This window comes from Cupriavidus pauculus (assembly GCF_022179805.1).
GTDB classification, from domain to species: Bacteria; Pseudomonadota; Gammaproteobacteria; order Burkholderiales; family Burkholderiaceae; genus Cupriavidus; species Cupriavidus pauculus_E.
The window spans coordinates 52,287-73,172 of the sequence record NZ_BPUO01000022.1 but is presented as its reverse complement, the minus strand read 5'-3'; the positions used below and the strand labels follow the sequence as shown (position 1 = coordinate 73,172).

At 64.9% G+C, this 20,886-nt stretch carries 15 protein-coding genes; 7 read left to right on the top strand and 8 right to left on the bottom strand.

What is annotated here, in order from left to right; genetic code table 11:
- Positions 1–20: 20 nt before the first annotated feature.
- Genes MFF62_RS28755 through MFF62_RS28740 form a run of 4 tightly spaced genes read right to left on the bottom strand, consistent with a single transcriptional unit; the run spans position 21 to position 4,109 of the window.
- A complete protein-coding gene (locus tag MFF62_RS28755) occupies positions 21–1,223 on the bottom strand; it encodes an aspartate transaminase (RefSeq protein WP_238267047.1) in 1,203 nt (400 codons plus the stop codon).
- A gap of 12 nt (positions 1,224–1,235) precedes the next feature.
- Positions 1,236–1,805: a LeuD/DmdB family oxidoreductase small subunit gene (locus MFF62_RS28750; protein WP_238267045.1), complete on the bottom strand. Its 570-nt coding sequence runs from the start codon at positions 1,803–1,805 to the stop codon at positions 1,236–1,238.
- Positions 1,806–1,807: 2 nt separating this feature from the next.
- Entirely contained in the window at positions 1,808–3,121 is a 1,314-nt protein-coding gene (locus MFF62_RS28745) for a 3-isopropylmalate dehydratase large subunit (RefSeq protein WP_238267043.1), read from the bottom strand.
- Positions 3,122–3,134: 13 nt separating this feature from the next.
- A complete protein-coding gene (locus MFF62_RS28740) occupies positions 3,135–4,109 on the bottom strand; it encodes a Bug family tripartite tricarboxylate transporter substrate binding protein (RefSeq protein WP_238267039.1) in 975 nt (324 codons plus the stop codon).
- A gap of 210 nt (positions 4,110–4,319) precedes the next feature.
- Between MFF62_RS28740 and MFF62_RS28735 the strand changes: the two genes are divergently transcribed.
- Complete coding sequence (locus MFF62_RS28735) at positions 4,320–5,255, top strand: LysR family transcriptional regulator (protein WP_238267038.1); 936 nt, start codon at positions 4,320–4,322, stop codon at positions 5,253–5,255.
- A 10-nt stretch (positions 5,256–5,265) separates the two neighbouring features.
- On the opposite strand, the gene MFF62_RS28730 is transcribed toward MFF62_RS28735, so the two are convergent.
- A complete protein-coding gene (locus MFF62_RS28730) occupies positions 5,266–7,908 on the bottom strand; it encodes a bifunctional diguanylate cyclase/phosphodiesterase (protein WP_238267036.1) in 2,643 nt (880 codons plus the stop codon).
- Positions 7,909–8,184: 276 nt separating this feature from the next.
- Here MFF62_RS28730 and MFF62_RS28725 point away from each other — a divergent pair, with 276 nt between their 5' ends.
- The 3 genes from MFF62_RS28725 to MFF62_RS28715 all read left to right on the top strand — a co-directional run bounded on the left by MFF62_RS28725 (position 8,185) and on the right by MFF62_RS28715 (position 14,114).
- The gene (locus tag MFF62_RS28725; RefSeq protein ID WP_238267034.1) at positions 8,185–9,849 is read left to right on the top strand and encodes an ABC-F family ATP-binding cassette domain-containing protein; all 1,665 of its coding nucleotides are present in this window, start codon (positions 8,185–8,187) and stop codon (positions 9,847–9,849) included.
- Positions 9,850–10,555: 706 nt separating this feature from the next.
- Positions 10,556–13,183: an aconitate hydratase AcnA gene (gene acnA / locus MFF62_RS28720; protein ID WP_238267031.1), complete on the top strand. Its 2,628-nt coding sequence runs from the start codon at positions 10,556–10,558 to the stop codon at positions 13,181–13,183.
- A gap of 22 nt (positions 13,184–13,205) precedes the next feature.
- A complete protein-coding gene (locus MFF62_RS28715; RefSeq protein WP_238267028.1) occupies positions 13,206–14,114 on the top strand; it encodes a GntR family transcriptional regulator in 909 nt (302 codons plus the stop codon).
- A 36-nt stretch (positions 14,115–14,150) separates the two neighbouring features.
- On the opposite strand, the gene MFF62_RS28710 is transcribed toward MFF62_RS28715, so the two are convergent.
- Both MFF62_RS28710 and MFF62_RS28705 read right to left on the bottom strand, forming a co-directional pair.
- Positions 14,151–15,275, bottom strand: a complete 1,125-nt coding sequence (locus tag MFF62_RS28710) for a succinylglutamate desuccinylase/aspartoacylase family protein (RefSeq protein ID WP_238267026.1) — start codon at positions 15,273–15,275, stop codon at positions 14,151–14,153.
- 36 nt (positions 15,276–15,311) lie between these two features.
- On the bottom strand, positions 15,312–16,376 hold the full coding sequence (locus tag MFF62_RS28705; RefSeq protein ID WP_238267024.1) for an ornithine cyclodeaminase: 1,065 nt from the start codon (positions 16,374–16,376) through the stop codon (positions 15,312–15,314).
- A gap of 135 nt (positions 16,377–16,511) precedes the next feature.
- Here MFF62_RS28705 and MFF62_RS28700 point away from each other — a divergent pair, with 135 nt between their 5' ends.
- Positions 16,512–16,937: an Lrp/AsnC family transcriptional regulator gene (locus MFF62_RS28700; RefSeq protein WP_238267023.1), complete on the top strand. Its 426-nt coding sequence runs from the start codon at positions 16,512–16,514 to the stop codon at positions 16,935–16,937.
- A 34-nt stretch (positions 16,938–16,971) separates the two neighbouring features.
- Here MFF62_RS28700 and MFF62_RS28695 read toward each other — a convergent pair whose 3' ends face one another.
- Complete coding sequence (locus MFF62_RS28695) at positions 16,972–17,895, bottom strand: GntR family transcriptional regulator (RefSeq protein WP_238267022.1); 924 nt, start codon at positions 17,893–17,895, stop codon at positions 16,972–16,974.
- A gap of 83 nt (positions 17,896–17,978) precedes the next feature.
- Between MFF62_RS28695 and MFF62_RS28690 the strand changes: the two genes are divergently transcribed.
- Both MFF62_RS28690 and MFF62_RS28685 read left to right on the top strand, forming a co-directional pair.
- Positions 17,979–19,172 (top strand): C45 family autoproteolytic acyltransferase/hydrolase, encoded by a 1,194-nt coding sequence (locus MFF62_RS28690; RefSeq protein ID WP_238267013.1) that lies wholly within the window; start codon positions 17,979–17,981, stop codon positions 19,170–19,172.
- Between the two features lie 88 nt (positions 19,173–19,260).
- Positions 19,261–20,859: an ABC transporter substrate-binding protein gene (locus tag MFF62_RS28685; RefSeq protein ID WP_238267011.1), complete on the top strand. Its 1,599-nt coding sequence runs from the start codon at positions 19,261–19,263 to the stop codon at positions 20,857–20,859.
- Positions 20,860–20,886 lie beyond the last annotated feature (27 nt).

The window sequence follows — 20,886 nt, the reverse complement described above, 5'->3', positions numbered from 1 at the left end:
CAATATTCGAGTACTTCAGATCAACGCAGCGCTTCGCAGGCCAGGCGCAGGCGTGCCAGCCCGGCTTCCAGCTTCTCCATCGACGTGGCGAACGAGATGCGGAAGAACGGCGATACGCCATAGGCGCCGCCTTGCAGCACGGCCAGATTCTGTGCTTCGAGCAGGTAAAGCACAAAGTCCTCATCCGTCTCGATGCGCTTGCCGGACGGCGTGACCTTGCCAATCGCGTCAGCGCACGAGGGGAACACATAGAACGCACCTTCCGGCGAATGGCACCGGATGCCGGGCATGCGATTCAGCTCGCTTACCACCGCATCCCGGCGAGTCTGGAAGACGGCCGTACGTTCGGCGATAAAGTCCTGCGGACCGCTCAGCGCTTCCAGCGCAGCGGCCTGGCTGATCGACGACGGGTTCGATGTGCTCTGCGATTGCAGCTTCACCATTGCCTTGACCAGTGCCGCCGGGGCGCCACCGTAGCCAATACGCCAGCCGGTCATCGCATAGGCCTTGGAGACGCCGTTGATGGTCAGCGTACGGTCTTTGAGCGCCGGCTCGACCTGCGCGATCGTTGCGAACTTGCGGCCGTCGTAGAGGATGTGTTCGTAGATATCGTCGGTCATCACCCAGACGTGCGGATGGCGCATCAGCACGTCGGCCAGGCCCTTCAGTTCCGCGTGGGAGTACGTGGCGCCGCTCGGGTTGTTCGGCGCATTCAGCACCAGCCAACGCGTGCGCGGCGTAATGGCCCGTTCGAGGTCTTCAGGCGTGAGCTTGAAGCCATTCTCCGGGAGGCAATCGACGAACACGGGCTTGCCATCGGCCAGCAGAACGATATCGGGATACGACACCCAGTACGGCGTCGGCACGATCACTTCGTCGCCCGCTTCCACGGTGCACATGAGCGCGTTGAAGATGATCTGCTTGCCGCCGGTACCGACGATCAGTTCATTGGGGGCGTAGTCGAGCTGATTGTCGCGGCGGAACTTGTCGGCGATGGCCTCACGCAGTTCCGGCGTGCCGCCGACATCGGTGTACTTGGTCTGCGACCTGGACATCGCACGTACGGCGGCTTCGCAGATATTGGCCGGCGTATCGAAGTCGGGCTCACCCGAGGTCAGGCCGATGATGTCGCGGCCGGCCGCGCGGAGTTCACGGGCACGTTGGCCGGCCATGGAGCTCGGCGACGGTTTGATGCGGTTCAGGCGTGCGGCAATGAGGGTCATGATCGTTGGACGTTATCGGGTGACTCGGTCGGACGCGACGGTCCGCGTGAACTTTTTGTGCGTGCGCAGGTACGGCACCAGGCCGCCCGCCTCGCGAATGGTGAGGACGATGTCGGGCACGGGCTCGCATTGGATGACGCGTTCGGCATCGGCGCCCTGCCCGTCAATCAGCAAGGTCGCGTTGGATCCTTCCAGGCGCAGCGCGACGCGCTCGCCCTCCTTGATGGCATCGGTATCGGCGGTGATCAGCAGCAGGCCGTTGTTGACAGCGTTGCGCCAATACGTGCGGGAGAAACTCTTGGCGACCACCACGCGAATGCCAGCAGCCAGCACCACCGTGACGGCCACTTCCATGGCCGAGCCGCAACCGAAGTTGTGACCCGCGACGACGATGTCGCCGTCCTCGACGCTGGCGGCAAAGCCCGGGTCAAGATCTTCCAGCAAGTAGCGGCGCAGCACCTTGGGGTCAAGGCTGTCTTTCTTGCGGCTCGACGCGATGATGTAGTCGGTATTGATGTCGTCGCCCAGCAACCGGGCCCGGCCCTGGATCACCGTGCTGACATGTGAAGAAGATGTCGACATGGCTATTGCGTTCCCTTGCGCGGATCCACCAGATGGCCGGTCACGGCCGCCGTGGCACACGCACGCGGCGAGGCCAGGAAAATCTGCGCTTGCCGATTGCCCATCCGTCCCTTGAAATTACGATTTGCCGTGGACAACACGCGCATGCCATCGGTCGGGATGCTGCCGCAGGTGCCACAGCAGGTGCCGCATCCTGGAGGTTGAAGCTCGGCGCCGAGCGCGCGAAACTCGTCAAGCATGCCGTTTTGCTGCATCTCGGCCTGAATCGAATCCGATGCCGGCGTCACCACCAGGCGAACGCCCGGCGCGACACCGCCGCCTTCGCGCAGCACCGACAGCGCCTCGCGATAGTCCTTGGTCCGGCCACCGGTGCAGGTGCCCAGATACACCATGTCGATGCGCGTATCGCCTGCGGCATCGATATCGACCACGTTGTCCACGCGATGCGGCAATGCCACCTGCGGCACGATCTCGTCCAGATCAAACGTCAGCGTCTGTTCGTAGACCGCATTGGCATCGGCCGCCACGGGCTCGAACGGCTTGTCGGCACGTCCCGAGAGCCAGGCGCCAGTCCGCTCGTCGTACGGGAACAATCCCGCCTTGGCGCCCATCTCGACCGACATGTTGGCCAGCACGATCCGGTCATCCATATCGAGCGATGCCACACCGGGGCCATCGAATTCCAGAGCCAGATAGTTGGCGCCCCCGGCACCGAGCCGACGCGCCATCGTCAGCGCGAGGTCCTTTGCGGACCCATAGCTCGGCAGCTTGCCGGTGAGGTGGATACGGATCGAGCCAGGCACCTTGAGCCACAACTGCCCGCACTGGAGAATGCCGGCAAAATCGGAAGAGCCGATGCCCGATCCGAACGCATTGAGCGCGCCATAGGACACTGCGTGCGAATCCGCGCCCACCACCAGTTGGCCAGGCAGCACGCGGCCGCGTTCGAGCATCAGCTGATGGCCGATGCCCTCGCCGATATCGAACACGCAAACGCCATGAGCCAGCGCATAGCTGCGGGCCCGCTCCTGCAGGGCCAACGCTTTTGCACCCGACGTGGCGCCGTAGTGATCGAGTGCAAAGACCAGCCTTTCGGGCATGGCCGGCGCGGGCAACGAGGCGTCGTCCTGCATGTCGCGGAAGTAATCCAGCGCCATCGGGATGGAGCCGTCGGTGCCCATGGCCGCATCGGGCTCGCAGATTGCAACGTCACCGGCATAGAGCGTCTGCCCCGCCGAACGGGACAGCAGCTTCTCTGCGAGGGTCTGGCCACGCGGCGTGGTGTTCGCCACGGGCGTGACGGAAACAAAGGTCATGGCAGCGTCAAGCTCAGTTCAGCGTGATGTTGGCGCTCTTGATGACCTTGCCCCACTTCTCGTGCTCGGACTGGATCAGGCGAGCGAAGTCTTCCGGCGATCCGCCCACGGGCTCCACACCCAGTTGGACGAGCTTGGCCTTGACGTCCGGGGACTTCAGGATGGCGTCGATGGCGCGGTTGAGCTTCAGCACAATGCCGCGCGGCGTGGCAACCGGTGCGACAACGCCGCTCCAGGACAGTGATTCATAGCCCTTGACGCCAGCTTCATCGAGTGTCGGCACGTTCGGCAGGCCCGGAATGCGCTTGCGGCTGGTCACGGCAATCGCGCGCAGCTTGCCTTGCTGGACAAAATTGATCGACGACGGCGCGTTGTCGAACAGCATGGTGACGTTGCCGCCCAGCAGGTCGCTCAGCGCGGCGGTGCTGCCCTTGTATGGCACGTGCATCAGGTTCACGCCAGTCATCGACTTGAACAACTCGCCCGACAAGTGCGTGGAGCTGCCCGGACCCGACGACGCAAAGCTCAGCGCGCCCGGCTTGCTCTTGGCCAGTTGCACCAGCGACGCGACGTCCTTGGCCGGCATTGTCGGCAGCACCACGAGGATGTTGGCGTTCTCGGTGGCATAGCTCACCGGCGCAAAGTCCTTGGCGGCGTTGTAGTTGAGCTTGGAATACAGGTGGTCGTTGATCGACAGAATGCCGGTGGCGCCCATCAGCAGCGTGTAGCCATCAGCCGGCGACTTGGCCACCAGTTCGGCACCGATATTGCCGCTGGCACCGGCGCGGTTATCCACCACGAAGGGTTGCTTGAACTGCTCCTGCAACTTCTCGGCCAGGATGCGGGCCACCACGTCAGTAGAACCACCGGCGGCAAACGGCACAACAATACGTACGGGCTTGTCGGGATAGGTGTCTTCCGGGGCAGCGTTTGCAAATGCCGGCAGGCAGGCAAGCAATGTGAGTGCGATACGAGTCAACGTCTTCATGGAGGGGTCGTCGGCAAATAGGGCGAGTTATTGGGATTAACTTCTGGAATCAACTTTCGCTAGCGCCACGCTTGCATGCCCGTGGCAGCCATCGAAGTCTAGGGACGGCCATCTCTCTGGACAAACGAATTTTTTGCCACCATTATTACGAAAACACGATAAATCGAGACCGCTCGCCCGCCGAGCCGACCACCACTCCCTGCGCCTCGCATGCGTCACAACGTCACCCTCAAGCAACTGCGCTGCTTTCTGGCCGTCGCCGATATTGGTTCCTTCACGGCGGCCGCCCTCCGGCTATGCATGACCCAGTCCGCGCTGACGGCCACGATCCAGCAGATGGAAGAAGCTGTGGGCCTGAAGCTGTTCGACCGCACAACGCGCCGCGTGAACCTGACCGACCATGCGGAGCGCTTTCTCCCCGAGGCCGAGCGCGTGGTCAACGGCTTTGACAGCGCGGTGTCGGATCTGCTGGCCCTGGCCCAGGGCGAACGTGGCCACATCCGCATCGGCGCGGCATCCTCGGTGATCAGGCAGTTTCTGGTCCCTGCCCTGCCCCGTTTCCGCGAAGCCTATCCCGGTATCACGATTTCACTGCGAAACCCGGCTGCGCGCCAGACTGAACGGCTGGTATTGGAGGGTGAAGTGGATTTTGCGATCGATAGCAAGTATCGCGGCCATGACGACCTGGACTACACGCCGCTCGTGGCCGACTGTTATGGCGTGGTTTGCCATCGCAATTCCCCGCTGGCAGAGCTGGATCGCCCCATCGAGTGGGCAGACCTACCGTCGGCCCAGTATGTCGGCTTCAGCCCGGACACGGCGATCGGGCATTTTCTGAGCAGCCATGCCGGGCACTGGCCGGTGCTGGGTGGCGAGCATGATGAGGTGGAGAGCACCACCTATTTATTCGCGCTTCTGGTGAATGGCGGCTATTACTCGGTGTTGCCGGCGCTGGCGTACCAGCGGAACGAGTTTCCAGATTTGATCTTTCGCGAACTGCATAGCCCCGGACTGACGCGGGAGCTGTGCGTGATCACACGGCCGCTGCGGTCGCTATCACCGAGCGCGCAGCGGCTGCTGGAAAGTCTGATTGAGACACTGGCCGGGCAGGAAATGCCGGCGGGGGTCACTTTGCTGGCGTCCTGATCGACTGGTCTCAGGTCACAGCACTCACAAAGGCCTCGAATGCGTGGGTGTCCACCGGCGGGCAGAAAAAGTAGCCTTGTCCGTAGTCGCAGCCGGCAGCCAGCAGGATGTCGCGCTGCGACTCGGTTTCGACCCCCTCCGCAATCACGCGGATGCGCAGGGCATGCGCCATGCTGATGATGGCGCGGCATAGCGCCACGTCATCCGGGCCGCGCGTCAGCGAGCGGATAAAGGAACGGTCGATCTTGATGTAGTCGATGTCCAGGCGCCGCAGGTACGACAGCGAGGAATAGCCAGTACCAAAATCGTCGAGTGCGATCTCGATGCCGGCGGCCTGGAAGCGGGAGAGCTGATCGATGACATCTGCGCCCTGCTCCATCACCGAACCTTCCGTGATCTCGATGACGAGACTGCCAACCGGCACGTTCCTGCGCTCGATCAAGCCGGACCAGGATTCGGACCCGCTGGCAGGCACGCAGAATTCCATCGGTGATTTGTTGACGGAGATCTGGAAGTCGTTGCCGAGCAGCGCTTGCCAGCGCACAAGCTGCTCCAGCGCCTCGGCCAGCACCCAGCGGCCGATGTCGATGATCAGGCCGGATTCCTCAGCAACGGCAATGAAATCGGCCGGATGGATCGCCCCACGCACTGGATGGTTCCACCGGATCAGGGCCTCGGCCTTGCACACCTTGCCGGTGCGCAGATCGACGATGGGCTGATAGTGGAGCGCGAACTGTCCGGCATCCAGCGCCGTGCGCAGGTCCTGCGTGATGCGCAGGCGCTCCTTCTCAGCCTGCAGCAGCGCCTTGGTGAAGACCTTCCAGCGATTGCGGCCCTCCTTCTTGGCGGCAAACATGGCCTGGTCGGCGCATACCACCAGCGACTCGGCATTGTCGGCGTCGTTAGGGTAGATGGCCACGCCAATGCTGGCCGACACGACCACCAACTCGCCGGCCAGGCGATACGGGGCGGCGATCTGCTCCAGGATCGCCTTGGCAATGCCCTCCGCCACGCCTGCATCGCCAACCGAAGGCAGGATCACGGTGAACTCGTCGCCGGCCAGCCGCGCCACGGTATCCGACGCGCGCACCGACGCCGAGATGCGGTGCACCGCCTCCAGCAGCAACAGGTCGCCCTGGTCGTGACCAAGGGTGTCGTTGACCTCCTTGAAGCGATCCAGGTCGATGAACAGCAGCGCCAGCGCCTCATCGGTGCCGCGCGAGCGTGCGATCTCCTGCTCCAGCCGGTCGAAAAACAGGCGGCGGTTGGGCAGGTCCGTGAGCGCGTCGAAATTCGCCTGGTGGCGGATGACTTCCTCCGCCTGGCGCTTCTCCGTCATGTCGTGGATCAGCGCGACGCGGCGGCGCTCGCCATAGGCGTGCGCCAGGTAGGTGTCCACGGTCAGATAGGCGGGAAACTCGCTGCCATCCTTGCGGCGGATCGAAATTTCTCCGCTCCACCTGCCCTTGGATTCCACGCTGGCCCGCAGGCGTTCAAGCTGGCCTGGCGCATTGTCCGTGCCGCCGATGCTATAGCCGGACTGGCCCTTGATCTCCGAGATGGTGTAGCCGGTGGCCTCGGAAAAGGCCGGATTCACGTCGATGATCGTGCCGTCGAGCGACGTCACCACCATGGCTTCGCTGCTGGACGAATAGACCAGCGAAGCCAGCCGCATCTCCTCCATATGACGCTGCCGCTCCGCCATGGAGCGACGCAGGCTGAAGTACAACAGTCCCAGCAGCAGCGTGGAAGCAATGGCACTGCCTAAGGCAACACGGCGGAAGCCTTCGAACGGTGCCAGCACCAGGTCAACCGATTCGCCCACCACGAAATTCAGGCCGAACTCCGGCATCCGGTAGTAACCGTAAACCCGCTCCACGGTTTCGGAGAGCGACACCGCCCGAAAACTGCCCGCCACGGGCGAGTCGCTGGCGAGGTACGGCCGGTTGTTGACCGACCGTGCAAGCGAACCCTCAAGGGCCGGCATGCGCGCAATCAACTGGCCGGAATTCTTGATGACCGACGCCACTTCGCCATCCAGCGTCGTGAATGTCTGCGCGAAGCTGGCGAACTGTTCCGGACTGACCGAGACCACGATCACACCGTCAAAGCGGCCATCGCGCAGGATGGGCCGCGTGAACTGGATCGACCATTTGCCCGAAACCTTGCCTTTCACTGGATCGCTGATGAACAGCGTGTCGCGGCCCCCGGCGTCTTGATGAACCCGGAAGTGCTCGCGGCTGCTCAAGTCGACCTTCTCGCCGCGTGCGGGCGGGGCGATGGACGAGTAAACGAGCAGGCCGTGCTTGTCGATCACGGCCACCTGGAACGACAGGTCCACCACCAGGTTCTCGCGCTCCTTGACGAGCTCGACGAACCCCGGCTGGCCAACCATCCAGCTGGCCCGCAGGTCGAGCAGAAATTCGGACATCCGCAGGATGCTGGATTTCGAGTACGCGCCGAACGCCCGCGCCTCTGCCTGGGTACGCTCGGCGGCGTCGTGCAGCAGGCGGTCCCGTTCGCTGACTAACTGATAGGCCGTGAACGACCATGTTGCGATCAGCCACGCCGCCGCCCCCAGGTTCAATGGGGAAAAGACTTGGTGCAGGCGCCGCAGCGCCTTGCCATAACGTGTGGTTGAGCGTTCGGGCATCAAATGGGTATTGCTTCGCAGCAGGAATCGATACCGATTATCAGGCTAGTCAAGGTTGGCGAACCCGACAAGCAGCACCCACTTTGTGGCACGTTCTCGTCGATACAGCGACGCCTTGTGTCGACTGGATCACGTTGTGGCCACGGCCGGCGCTTCGGCATCTTGCAGGCGAACGGCGCAAGCGGGCAAGCGACTGATTACGCCTGCCGCCGGAAAGAAGCGGCAGCGAGGATGCCGGGTCGGCTATCATGCCAATCCTCTCCGAAGTAGCGCCCTATGATTTCCATCCGTAATGTCACGCTGCGTCGCGGCGTCAATGTCGTACTCGACCGCGCGTCCGTCACTTTCAACCCCGGCGAAAAGATTGGTCTTGTCGGCCGCAATGGCGCCGGCAAGTCGTCCTTTTTCGCCCTTCTGAACGGCACGCTGCACGAAGACAGCGGCGAGTTCTCGATTCCCGCCGCATGGAAGATGGGGCAAGTTGCCCAGGACATGCCGGAAACCGAGCAGAGCGCGACCGACTTCGTCGTCGAAGGAGACACGGTGCTGTTGGCCGCGCAGGCCGAAGTGGCCGCCGCCGAGGCCAGCGACGATGGCATGCGCATGGCGCACGCCTACATGGCGCTGCATGACGCCGGCGCGCACGACGCCCCCGCACGGGCGCAGGCGCTGATCCAGGGCCTGGGCTTCACCACCGCGCAGCTCGAACATCCAGTGAACAGCTTCTCCGGCGGCTGGCGCATGCGGCTGCAACTGGCGCGCGCGCTGATGTGCCCGTCCGACCTGCTGCTGCTCGACGAACCGACCAACCACCTGGACCTCGACGCACTGGTCTGGCTGGAAGCCTGGCTCAAGCGATACCAGGGCACCCTGGTGGTGATCAGCCACGACCGCGAATTCCTCGATGCCGTGACGCAGGTTACCGTCCACGTCGACAATGCCAAGCTCGTCCGTTACGGCGGCAACTACAGCAAGTTCGAGGACATGCGCGCCGAGCAGCTCGTACTGCAGCAGGCCGCGTTGGCCAAGCAGACGGAAAAGATTGCCCACCTGCAGAAGTTCATCGACCGGTTCAAGGCCAAGGCGTCGAAGGCAAAGCAGGCGCAGAGCCGGGTCAAGGCGCTTGAACGCATGGAGAAGATCGCGCCGGTGCTGGCCGACGCAGAGTTCAGCTTCGAGTTCAAGGAGCCGCTCAACGTCCCCAACCCGCTGCTGTCGATGCTGGACGCGAGTTTTGGCTATCCGGCGCCGGAAGACGCGCAACCTGGCACGCAGCCGACCGTCATCGTGCGCGGCATCAACCGTTCCGTGCTGGCCGGTCAGCGTATCGGCATTCTGGGCGCCAACGGCCAGGGCAAGTCCACGCTGGTGAAGACGGTGGCGCACGCGCTGGCCCCGATTGCCGGCGAGATCAGCGAGGGCAAGGGCCTGAACATCGGCTACTTCGCCCAGCAGGAACTTGACGTGCTGCGGCCGATGGACACGCCGATGGAACACATGATCCGGCTTGCCCGGGACACGCCGCCCCACATGCGCGCGCCCGGCCAGAGCGGCGGCGAACAAGCGCTTCGCACCTTCCTTGGCACCTTCAACTTCAGCGGCGACATGGTTCATCAGGCGGTCAGCACGATGAGCGGCGGCGAAAAGGCGCGGCTCGTCCTGTGCATGATCGTGTGGCAGCGCCCCAACCTGCTGCTGCTCGACGAGCCGACCAACCACCTGGACCTGGCCACGCGAGAAGCGCTGGGCATGGCGCTTAACGAATTCGAAGGCACGGTGATGCTGGTCAGCCACGACCGGGCCTTGCTGCGCGCCGTATGCGACGAGTTCTGGCTTGTCACCAAGGGCGGTGTCGAGCCCTTCGACGGCGATCTGGACGACTACCAGCAGTTCCTGCGCGACGAAGCCCGTCGCATGCGTGAAGAGGCTGCTGCGGCGTAAAGAGCCATCTCTGATCAGGATGGCCTCTGGCTGAACCGTTACGGGTAGCGACCACGCCTGGTGTTCGGGCGAGCGCTACCCTGCTGCGGCGGTGCCAGTGTTCGATTGCATACGGAAGCGTCTGCAATCGGGAGGCGACAATTCCGGCGGATCTCTTGGGGCGTCACCAAGCCGGAAGACACATGCTCATCCTCCTCCTTGCTATCCCGATACTCCTGGTTTGTGCCGTCGTTGCGATGCCGGCCGTAGCGTTGTGGCATCCACGGTTGCCCTTCTCGCTCAGGTATCTGATCGCCACGGTGCCGGTGACGCTGAACTACGTCGCCTGCGCTAGCTATATGGATGGAATCGTTGGGCCTCTGCGCCGTCCGCGACTACATCAATGTTTGTACCGTCTACGGGATAGACGTCACCTGGTCCGCACTCCTCAGCTACCTTTTTCTCGCCACCCTTTTCCTGATCGCGATCCCGCTTTCGCTGTGGCTCGGACTGGGGACACCGATCAAATCTTGCGCACGAACTCGCGGTGAAAGGCACCGCGAATCCTGACCGCATGCCCTGAGCGTCGGCTGCCGGCCTCCTTCTATATAGCGCTGAAGCAAACCGTCCCCTTTGTTTATCAGGGGTTGGTGCAGTGTTGCCTCTAATTGCATTTTTAGGTAAATAGATGCAAAGTGCGGCCATGGAAAACGCCCTGCACCCCGGAATGACTCCTCTTGAAGGTCAGTTTTGCGCTGACAGCGTCACATATCGCTACGTGGACCTGCCGACCATGCTTGGTGCGTCACTGGCGCGGCTACCAGTTGTCCTGCGTCTGCTGTTCGAGAACGTGGTGCGCAACATGGAGGGCGAGGAACGTGCCGAGGCGATGGCGGCGATCGTGGGTTGGCTGGAGACCGGCACGAGCGAAGCCGAGATTGCGTTTCAGCCAGGCCGGGTGTTGATGCACGACACCACCAGCACCCCTGCCCTGGTCGATATCGCCGCCATGCGCGACGCGCTGGCGGAAGCCGGCGTAGACCCGCACGCGCTGAACCCGGTGCTGCCCGTCGATTCCTCGGTCGACCATTCGCTGGCCGTCGAAGCGTTCGCGCAGCCCGGCGCGGCGGACGAGAATCTGCGGATCGAGGCGCAGCGCAATGCCGAGCGCTACAGCTTCCTGCGCTGGGCGTCGAAGGCGCTCAAGGGTGTACGCATCCATCCGCCGGGCACGGGGATCATGCATACGATCAACCTGGAGCAGCTTGCGACGGTGGTGACCACGCGGCAGCGCGACGGCAACCCATGGGCGGTGCCTGATACCCTGATCGGCACGGACAGCCACACGCCGATGATCAACGGCATTGGCGTACTGGGCTGGGGCGTCGGCGGCCTGGAAGCGCAGACGGTGATGTTCGGCATGCCGGTCATGCAGCGGATTCCGGACGTCATCGGCGTGCGATTGACCAACGCGCTACAACCCGGCGTACTGGCGACCGACCTGGCGCTGACCGTGACGCAGCGGCTGCGCGCCATTGGCGTGTCCGGCGAGTTCGTGGAGTTCTTTGGCCCCGGCGTGGCGACGTTGACGGCCGGCGAACGCGCGGTCGTCGCCAATATGGCCCCCGAGTACGGCGCCACGACGGGCTTCTTCCCGATCGACGAGCAGACGCTGGCGTACCTGCGTGCCACGGGTCGCGACGCGGCCCACGTTGCGTTGACTTGCGCATACGCCAAACACGCTGGCCTGTGGTTCGATCCGGACAACGCCCCCCGCTATACGCGCACCATCGAGATCGAGCTCGCCAGCATTGGCATGCATGTGGCCGGGCCGCGCCGCCCGCAGGACCTGCTGTCCTATGCCGATACGGCCGCCGCGCTCGCCCAGTTTCCGTTCGCGCCAAAGTCGCACGTCGATGGGATGCCGCGTTTTCCCGTCGCCATCGCAGCCATCACGAGCTGCACCAATACGTCTGACCCGGCGCTGCTGGTCGCGGCCGGTATCGTCGCGCGCAAGGCCCGGGCACGTGGCCTGACCGTGGCGCCATGGATCAAGACCTCGCTCGCGCCAGGATCACCGGCCGCCGCCGCCTACCTGGCGCGCAGCGGACTGACTGATGACCTGTCGTCCGTCGGCTTCGATATCGTCGGCTTTGGCTGCACGACCTGCATCGGAAACTCCGGGCCGCTGACGCCGGCCATCCGCGACGCCGCCGAGGCCGGCGCGGTATGGCCCGTCGCCATGCTGTCGGGCAACCGCAATTTCCCGGGGCGCATTCATCCGGACCTGAATCTCGGCTTCATCATGTCGCCGCCGCTCGTGGTGGCCTTCGCCCTGGCTGGCGACGCCGAACGCGACCTGAGCCGTGAGCCCGTTCAGACAGCGCCGGACGGCACGCCGGTCTTCCTCAAGGATCTCTGGCCCACGCGCGAAGAGGTGGCCGAGGCGCTGGCCATGGGCGCAGACCCGGCCGACTACCGGCGCGCCTTCGCCGTGGCATCGCAGAATCCGGTCTGGGCGGCCCTGCCCTCTGCCGATACGGCGCGCTATCCCTGGAATCCCCGCTCCACCGCGCTGCGGCGCCCACCGTTTGCCGCGCTCGATCAGGGCTCGCAGCTTGGCAATTTCGATGCCTGGCCGCTGCTCGTGCTCGGCGACGACATCACGACCGACCATATCTCGCCCGCCAGCGCCATCCCCAAGGACAGCTTCGTGGCCGACTTCCTGGTCAGCCGGGGCGACGACCGCAACGATCTCAACGTGTTCGCCTCGCGGCGCGGCAACTGGGAAGTCATGATGCGCGCCGCGTTCTACAACAAGACGCTGGTCAACCTGCTGAAGCCGGGAGTGCCCACCGCCCATACCGTGCACGTGCCGAGTGGCGACGTGGCGCCGATCCACGAGGTGGCGCAGCGGTATCGCGATGAAGGCCAGTCTGCGGTCCTGATTGCCGGCGAGCGTTACGGCACCGGTTCCTCGCGCGACTTGGCGGCCAAGGGGCAGCGCCTGCTGGGAATCCGGGCCGTGATTGCGGTAAGCTTCGAGCGCATCCACCGTTCCAACCTGATCGGCATGGGTATCCTGCCGCTGCGCATGCCGGCCGGCGTGAGCCCGCAAACGCTGGCTATCCAGCCCGGAGACGTGATCCACGTCGACGCTGACGCCGAAGCCCTGGCGCCGCGCTGCAAGATTCCAGTGCGGATCGTGCGCAAGCATGGCGCGGTGGAAGCATTCGATGCCACCGCCGCCGTGGAGACCCGGCTTGAAGTCGACCTGTTGCGGCGCGGGGGCGTGATTCCCTCGATCCTCCATCAAACGCTGGCGCAACATAAGCCAGCCTTGGCGACCTCATGACGTTGCCACGCCGCACGACACCATGACCCAAGACCGATCCATCGCCACGCAGATCGTCGAGCTGATCCAGACCGAGCGCTTGCCGGTCGGCGCACACCTGCGGGCGCAGATGCTCGCGGACAAGCTGCGCGTCTCGCGTACGCCGGTCAATGATGCGCTGGCGATGCTGCACGACAAGGGTCTGGTCAAGCGCGAAAAGAACCGGGGGTTCTTCCTCGCCCAGCCCGTCGAAAAGCCCGCCGCGCAACTGGCTGCGGAGCTTGGGCTTGCCGAGCCCGACCTCGTTGGCGACGCCTATTTCCAGATTGCCGAAGACCTGCTCGGCGGTTCCCTGCCGACGGAGGTTCCGGAACTCGCCCTGCGGCAACGATACGGGCTGACCGCCACGCAGCTCAACGCCGTGCTGACACGTATCACGCAGGAGGGATGGGGCGAACGCAAGCCGGGCTACGGCTGGACGTTCTCGACCATGCTGACCACGCCTGATTCGCTCTTGCAGTCGTACCGCATGCGCCTGGCACTGGAACCTGCCGCGCTGCTGGAACCCGGCTACCGGCTCGACGCGCAAGTCATCGCGCGGCTGCGGGCGGCTGAGCAACATTTGCTGGACGGTGGCATCCAGACCGATACGGCCGATCAGTTGCACGACCGTGGGGTGCGCTTTCACGAGTCACTGGTGGAAGGATCGGGGAACCCGTTCTTCATCGACACGATCCGGCGCGTCAACCGCGTACGCCGCCTGCTGTCCTACCGCTCGATGCGCGAACGCACACGGTACGAGGAACACGCGCGGCAGCATATGCATCTGCTGGACCTGCTCGAACAGGGCCGCAACGCCGACGCCTCCGCCGCGATGCGTGCCCACCTTGACCATACGCTCGCGGCGCTGGCCAGTATCCGCAGCATTCTGAAATCCGAAAAGCCCGACTGATTCGTCGGGTCTCTCCGTCTACTTCCCTGCCCCGCTTCAGGGGCCGAGCAGATTGCCAGTACGGCGCGCCTGCGAGCCCGAGACGCGGCCGATCTGGTCGCCGGGCCTGACAAAGCGCGTGTCGCGCCCCATGTAGAACACGCCCTGCGACCCACTGGCCACCGTGGTGCGCTCGCCCGAAACCGGATCGACGATATCGAACAGCGGCTGGCCCGGCTCCACGACGTCTCCCACACGGGCGCGGTACACCAGCATGCCGGTGGTTGCCGCCACGAGCTGCTCGCTGCCGGCCAGCGGCGTTGCGGGCTGGCGCAGCGGCGGCAGCGGCGGTGCCTCGCCCTCGATCGCGCCGACATACGTCAGGTAGTGAAGCAGCGCCTGTGCATCGGCCTGCGCCAGGTCGTCGGAAACGTCGCGCTGGCCACGATGCTCGACCGTGACCGCAATGCTGCCCGACGGGATCGGGAACCGTTCGCCCAGCGATTGCTGGAGCTGATACCACGTGAAGCTGTGGGCTTCGTCGAAGGAATACGCGCCGGAGTCCAGCGCCAGCAGGCTGGCGGTGGCGCCCAGGTAGCGCGCCAGCGGCTCCACTTCCTGCCAGATGGCGTCGCCCGTATAGAGATGCATGCCCGCTTCGCGCGAGCAATGCAGGTCCAGCACGAAGTCGGCGTCGTGCGCCAGCAGCATCAGCGTTTGCTGCAGCGATGCAAACGCCGACGCCGGGGATCGCGCGAGCAGCGCATCGCGCCACGCCGCGCGGATGCGGCGCACGTTCTCCTGCGGGTCGGACGTAAGCTGGCCTGCCACGGCGCGCTCGATCTCCTGCGCCAGCATCGGGAAGTCGCGATTGAAATTGCGCCCGCTGGCCAGCTCGAAGCGGCCCACGAAGTTGCCCAGCACTCCCTGTGCCATGCCGATGGGGTTGGCCGCCGACACCAGCACCACCTCGGCTCGCAGCCTGCCCTGCGCCTCCAGCCGCACCAGGTGATCGCGCAGCGTCACCGCCACCAGCATGGCGGGAATCTCGTCGGCATGCAGGCCGGCCTGGATGTAGATCTTGCGCCCGCCGCCTTCAACGGGTGCGCCGAAATGGTGGCTGACCAGTTGGAAGGCAACACCCGGCGAGGGCGACTTGAGCGTATGGGTCTGGCTGTTCATGGCGTCAGGAATAAAGGGAGATAAGCGGTTGGCGCGTCAGTGGACGACGGCGGCCAGCCCGGGTTCGGTGCACGGCGCCGTCACGCCGCACGTCAACTGCGCGAAAAGGTTCTTGGGATCGGCAAATTCGGGAATCAATGCCACGCGCTCGCCCATGCCCAGGACGGCAGCCTGGTCGCGCAGGTAGCGCAGCGCGGAGAAATCCTCCAGCGCAAAGCCGACCGAATCGAACACGGTGATCTCTCCGGCGTCGATACGGCCCGGCACCTCGCCAGCCAGCACGCGCCAGAATTCGGTCACCGGAAAATCAGCGGGCATCTGCTGCACGTCGCCTTCGATGCGGCTTTGCGGCTCGTATTCGACGAACACGCGGCCGCTGCGCAGCACGTCGGGATGCAGTTCGGTCTTGCCCGGGCAGTCTCCGCCCACGGCATTGAGGTGCATGCCCGGTTCGAGCATCGACGGCATCAGGATCGTCGCGTACGCCTTGTCGGCCGTTACCGTGGTGACGATGTCGGCGCCGCGCACGGCTTGCTCGGTCGACGTGCACACACGCACTTCCAGCCCCGGCACTTCGGCCAGGTTGCGGCGCAGCTTTTCCGTGGCCGCCGGATCGACGTCATAGGCCTGGATGCAGCGGATGCCCAGCAGGTGATGGAAGGCCAGCGCCTGGAATTCGGCCTGGGCGCCATTGCCGATCAAAGCCATGGTCCGGGCGTCGGCGCGGGCCAGCCGGCGCGCGGCCATCACCGACGTTGCGGCGGTGCGCAGCGCCGTGGTCAGCGTCAGTTCGCTGAGCAGCAGCGGCATGCCGGTGTCCACCGCCGCCAATACGCCGAAAGCCATGACGGTCGGCAGGCCGATACGCGTGTTGGCGGGGTGTCCGTTGACGTACTTGAAGCTGTACAGCGCGGCGTCGGCCGTCGGCATCAGCTCGATCACCCCCTGGGGCGAATGGCTGGCCGAGCGGGCGGACTTGTCGAATTCCTGCCAGCGGCGGTAGTCGTCCTCGATATAGCCGGCCATGCCGCGCAGCACATGCGCGATACCGCGCGTGGCGACGATGCGGGCGACGTGTTCAGTGGAGAGAAATTGGGTCATCTGCGTGCTCCGGTGATGAGAATCGAAAAGTTGCGAGCCATTCTCACCGTCCGCCTGATCAAAATGAAGTGGTTATTGTGCTAACAAAATACTATCATCGCATCAAACTGGACACAACGACCTTCATTTCGACGCATGGATGACTTCGACCACAGATTGCTGGCCCAGCTTCGCGCCGACGCACGCGCCAGTGTGGCGCTACTGGCGCACCGGCTGGGCGTGGCGCGCACGACAATCACCAACCGGATGGCGAGACTGGAAAAGTCGGGGGTGATCGTCGGCTATACGGTGCAGTTGCGGCCGGAGACGCGGCAGGACCTGATTACGGCGTGGATGAGCATTGCCGTGGAGGGCAACCAGGCCCGTGAAGTGATTGCCCGGCTGTTGGGAGAACCGGGCGTGGTGTCGCTGCACGACACCAATGGCCGCTGGGACTTGCTGGCCGAAGTACGCGCCGCCACGCTGGACGGGCTGGCGTCGGTGCTGGAGCGCGTGCGGCTGATCCGCGGCATCGGCGCCACGGAAACCAGCATCCACCTCACCAGCTACAAGCTTTCCTGAGGCCCGCCGGCAGCCGACGACGGGCGCCGGCGGGTCATTCCCCGGCGTTGCCGGCCGCCTCGGCCGCGCCTTCGGTGCTTGTTCCGCGCAGACGGCTGGCCACGTCCAGATGCCGGCGCATCAGGGCTGCGGCCCCTTCGCGGTTGCCCGATTCCAGCGCAACCAGAATGCCCAGGTGCTCGTGGCAACTGATCTCCACGCGCTCGCGGCCATGCTTCCAGTCGTAGTTAGACAGACGGCGCATGCGGTTCAGGCGCCGGATCGCATCCACGAAGAAACGGTTGCCGGACGCCTGCGCCAGCCCCTCGTGAAATGCCGCGTTGGTCTCGAAGAACGCCACGGCTGACGCCTCGGTCCACGGCTGGGTCAGGAACGCCGAATGCTGGATGCGCATGCGCGCCGCCCAGTCATCGGGCAATGCGAAGGTCGGCTCCAGGATGGCCGCCGGCTCGATGACCAGGCGGAAGCGGTAGCTTTCCAGCCGCGCTTCGCGATACCAGACGGCGTCCTGGAACTTCCACAGGTAACCCAGCCGGCGCTCCACGATGCCAAGGTCCGCCAGGCGTACCAGCGCCTGCTTCACGGAGGCGCGCGTCTCGCCGTAGGTATCCATCAGTTCCTTCTCGGACACCTCGTCTGCCAGCGCGCCACGCTGCCGGTCGTGGGCGATGCGGGTCAGCAACTGGTCCTCTCCGGCGGGAGCGCCCTGCTCCGGGGCCGCCACCGGAGGCGGCGCCACCAGCGCCACGCCCTTGTTCCGGCGCCGCTCCACAAAACCCTCGGCTTCCAGTTCGTCCAGCGCGGCACGGATGGGCGTGCGCGACACACCCAGCGTCTCGGCCAGTTGCTGTTCGTTCAGCCGGTCGCCAGCCTGCAGGTCTTCATCGCGAATCCACGCCGCAATCCGCTCACGCAGCACCAGCCGTCCGCGCCCGATCGACTCGTTGGGAATACTCATTGATTTTTTTGTATGTCCAAAATACACTTTGAATTATATACCCACCTGACACACCCGTGACTTATCGCCCAAAGCACACATCCATGACCAGCCAAGCCCAATCCAACTATCCCACCCAAGCCCCCGAATGCCCGCTCATCGAAGTCAGCGGCGCGCCGCGCGAACGCGGCCGTCAGTACGGAGAGCAAGCCGCGCCCTGGATCCGGCGCGGCATCGCGCATTACACGCAGCAGTTGGAAAAGAGCAAGCTTAGCTGGAAAGAACTGGAAAAGATCGTTGCCACGTTCGAACCCACGATAGCGGCGTTCGATGCGAACTATATCGACGAGATGCGTGGCATCGCCGAGGGCGCCGGGGTCGAGTATGCCGCGATCGTCATGCTCAATGCCCGCACTGAAGTACTCAAGCTGGCCGAGCGCATGCGCCAGCAACAGCCGGTGCCGCTTGACCCGGACGGCTGCACGGGCGTGATGGCGCTGCCGGAAGCCACCGCCAGCGGCCGCGTCATCCACGCGCAGAACTGGGACTGGAAGGCCGAGTGCGCCGAATCGTCGGTCGTGCTCAAGGTGCACCGTGAAGACGGCCCCGACTACCTGACGTTCACCGAGGCCGGCGCGCTGGCGCGCTCCGGCATGAACGCCGCCGGCATCTCGATCACGGCGAACTACCTGGAATGCGAGCGCGACTACCGGCAGCTTGGCGTGCCGCTGGCGCTGATTCGCCGCAAGGTGCTGGAGCAGCGCCGCCTGGCCTTTGCCATGCAGGCGGTCTACGTGACGGCCAAGTCCGCCGCGAATAACATCATGGTGGCCCATGCCGGCGGCATCGGCATCGACTTCGAATGTGCGCCGGACGAAACGTTCCAGGTGCTGCCGCAGCAGGGTGTGATCGTGCACGCCAACCATTGGCAAAGCCCGGTGGCACTGGGCAAGCTGCGCGAGCTGGGCATCCAGAAGATGCCGGATTCGCTCTATCGTGACGAACGCGTGCGCCAGCTGGTGATGCCACATGTGGGCCAGATCACCGTCGACACCATCAAGCGCGCGCTGTTCGATGACTTCGAGTCGCCGTGGTCGGTCTGCCGGCCGCCGCGCCCGAACTCCAGCAACAACCTGTCCGCCACGGTCGCGATGATCGTCATGGAGCCCGAGGCAGGAACGATGGAGGTGTCGATGCTGCCTGCGCTGTTCCCCACCTTCCAGACCTTCCGCCTGGACATGGAGATCGAGCAAGCCCATGGCGCTGGCGCGGACCGACAGCACGCCGTGGCGGCATAGCAGCGCGGGAGGAGCCATGGAGAGACAACCCCCCACGAAGACAATCACAACAACAACGACAACAATGACGATGCGGACTCGGCGGACGATGAGGACCCTGCGCGCCGGCCTGGCGCTGCTGGCGGCGGGCGGTACCTTCGCCGCCGCGCCGGCGTGGGCCCAGCCCGCGCAGGACGTGCTGCGCGTGCGGCTCAATGCCGATATCCGGTCGACCGACCCCGGCGTCAACCGCGACGTGAATACCGATGCCGTCATGGCGCACGTGGTGGAAGGCCTGGTGGCATTCCGCGAAGACACGTCCGTTGGCCCGTTGCTGGCGCAGTCGGTGACGACCTCGCCGGATGGCCTGATCTACACGTTTACGCTGCGCCCCGGACTGCGCTTCCAGAACGGCGCGCCGGTGACCGCCGACGACGTGGTCGTCAACTGGAACCGCTACATGACCCCCGCCAACAACTGGCGATGTCTGTCCGAGTTCGACGGACGCGGCCAGGCGAAGGTGGTGTCGGTGGAAGCCAGGAACGCGGCCACCGTGGTCTTCACGCTCGACAAGCCGTCGGCGCTGTTCCTGAAGACGCTGGCACGGCCCGATTGCGGCGGCACCGGTATCTACCACCGCAGCTCCCTGGGGCCTGACGGCAAGTGGCGCGAGCCCGTCGGCACCGGCCCCTACCGGATCACCGACTGGAAACGCGGCCAGTACATCGAGATGGCGCGCAATCCCTACTACCAGCCGCTGCCAGGCGCACGCGACGGCAACACCGGCAACAAGACGCCGGCCATTGCCCGCATCCGGTTCATGGTGATCCCCGATCCGTCGTCGGCCAAGGCGGCGCTGCTGTCGGGCAACATCGACGTGATTCCCGACGTGGAAGACAACGACCTGCCCGACTACCGCGCGCGCAAGGACGTGCTGCTCGACAGCACGCCCACCATGAGCCTGAACGGCCTGCTGCTGCAGACGCGCGACCCCGTGCTCAAGGACCCGCGCATCCGCCGCGCCATCGCGATGACGCTCGACGTGCCGGAAATGGTCGATGCCGTCACCAATGGCGGCTCGCGGGCCAGCCGGTCGGTTATCCCGCGTCCCAGCCCGTTCTACGGCAAGCCGCAGGCGGCCATGCCGGAGCGCGACGTCGAGGGCGCGCGCAAGCTGCTGGCGCAGGCCGGCTATCGCGGCCAGCCCATCAAGATCCTGACCACCAAGCGCTACAACTCGCTGTTCGACATCGCGGTGCTGACCCAGGCCATGGCGGCCGAAGCCGGCCTGCGTATCGACGTGGAAGTGCTGGACTGGGCCACGCTGCTGGACCGCTATAACCGCGGCGACTACCAGGCGATGTCGTTCAGCTACTCGGCACGGCTCGACCCGTCCCTGTCCTACGACATGATCACCGGCCCCAAGGACAAGCAGCCCCGCAAGGTCTGGGAAAACCCCGAGGCGATCCGCCTGCTGGCGGACAGCATGACGGAAACCGATGCCGTGCGCCGCCAGGCCGTGTTCGACACGCTGGAAGCGCGTCTGCGCGAGGACGTGCCGGTCATCTTCGTCTATTCGGAAACCCGCACCAGCGCCGCGCGCAACTACGTGCGCAACTTTGGCGGCTGGCCGCTGGGCCAGCCACGCGCGTGGAATGTCACGTTTGCTCCGGCGTCCCCGCCGCCCACGGCCAGCGCGGCGCGCTGAGCCCGCCGAGCCCCCTTTTTCCCGGAA

Bases quoted from the DNA above. Each gene is read 5' to 3' on its own strand.
- MFF62_RS28755 (WP_238267047.1), bottom strand. From the start codon at position 1,223: ATGACCCTCATTGCCGCACGCCTGAACCGCATCAAACCGTCGCCGAGC.
- MFF62_RS28750 (WP_238267045.1), bottom strand. From the start codon at position 1,805: ATGTCGACATCTTCTTCACATGTCAGCACGGTGATCCAGGGCCGGGCC.
- MFF62_RS28745 (WP_238267043.1), bottom strand. From the start codon at position 3,121: ATGACCTTTGTTTCCGTCACGCCCGTGGCGAACACCACGCCGCGTGGC.
- MFF62_RS28740 (WP_238267039.1), bottom strand. From the start codon at position 4,109: ATGAAGACGTTGACTCGTATCGCACTCACATTGCTTGCCTGCCTGCCG.
- MFF62_RS28735 (WP_238267038.1), top strand. From the start codon at position 4,320: ATGCGTCACAACGTCACCCTCAAGCAACTGCGCTGCTTTCTGGCCGTC.
- MFF62_RS28730 (WP_238267036.1), bottom strand. From the start codon at position 7,908: ATGCCCGAACGCTCAACCACACGTTATGGCAAGGCGCTGCGGCGCCTG.
- MFF62_RS28725 (WP_238267034.1), top strand. From the start codon at position 8,185: ATGATTTCCATCCGTAATGTCACGCTGCGTCGCGGCGTCAATGTCGTA.
- acnA (WP_238267031.1), top strand. From the start codon at position 10,556: ATGACTCCTCTTGAAGGTCAGTTTTGCGCTGACAGCGTCACATATCGC.
- MFF62_RS28715 (WP_238267028.1), top strand. From the start codon at position 13,206: ATGACCCAAGACCGATCCATCGCCACGCAGATCGTCGAGCTGATCCAG.
- MFF62_RS28710 (WP_238267026.1), bottom strand. From the start codon at position 15,275: ATGAACAGCCAGACCCATACGCTCAAGTCGCCCTCGCCGGGTGTTGCC.
- MFF62_RS28705 (WP_238267024.1), bottom strand. From the start codon at position 16,376: ATGACCCAATTTCTCTCCACTGAACACGTCGCCCGCATCGTCGCCACG.
- MFF62_RS28700 (WP_238267023.1), top strand. From the start codon at position 16,512: ATGGATGACTTCGACCACAGATTGCTGGCCCAGCTTCGCGCCGACGCA.
- MFF62_RS28695 (WP_238267022.1), bottom strand. From the start codon at position 17,895: ATGAGTATTCCCAACGAGTCGATCGGGCGCGGACGGCTGGTGCTGCGT.
- MFF62_RS28690 (WP_238267013.1), top strand. From the start codon at position 17,979: ATGACCAGCCAAGCCCAATCCAACTATCCCACCCAAGCCCCCGAATGC.
- MFF62_RS28685 (WP_238267011.1), top strand. From the start codon at position 19,261: ATGAGGACCCTGCGCGCCGGCCTGGCGCTGCTGGCGGCGGGCGGTACC.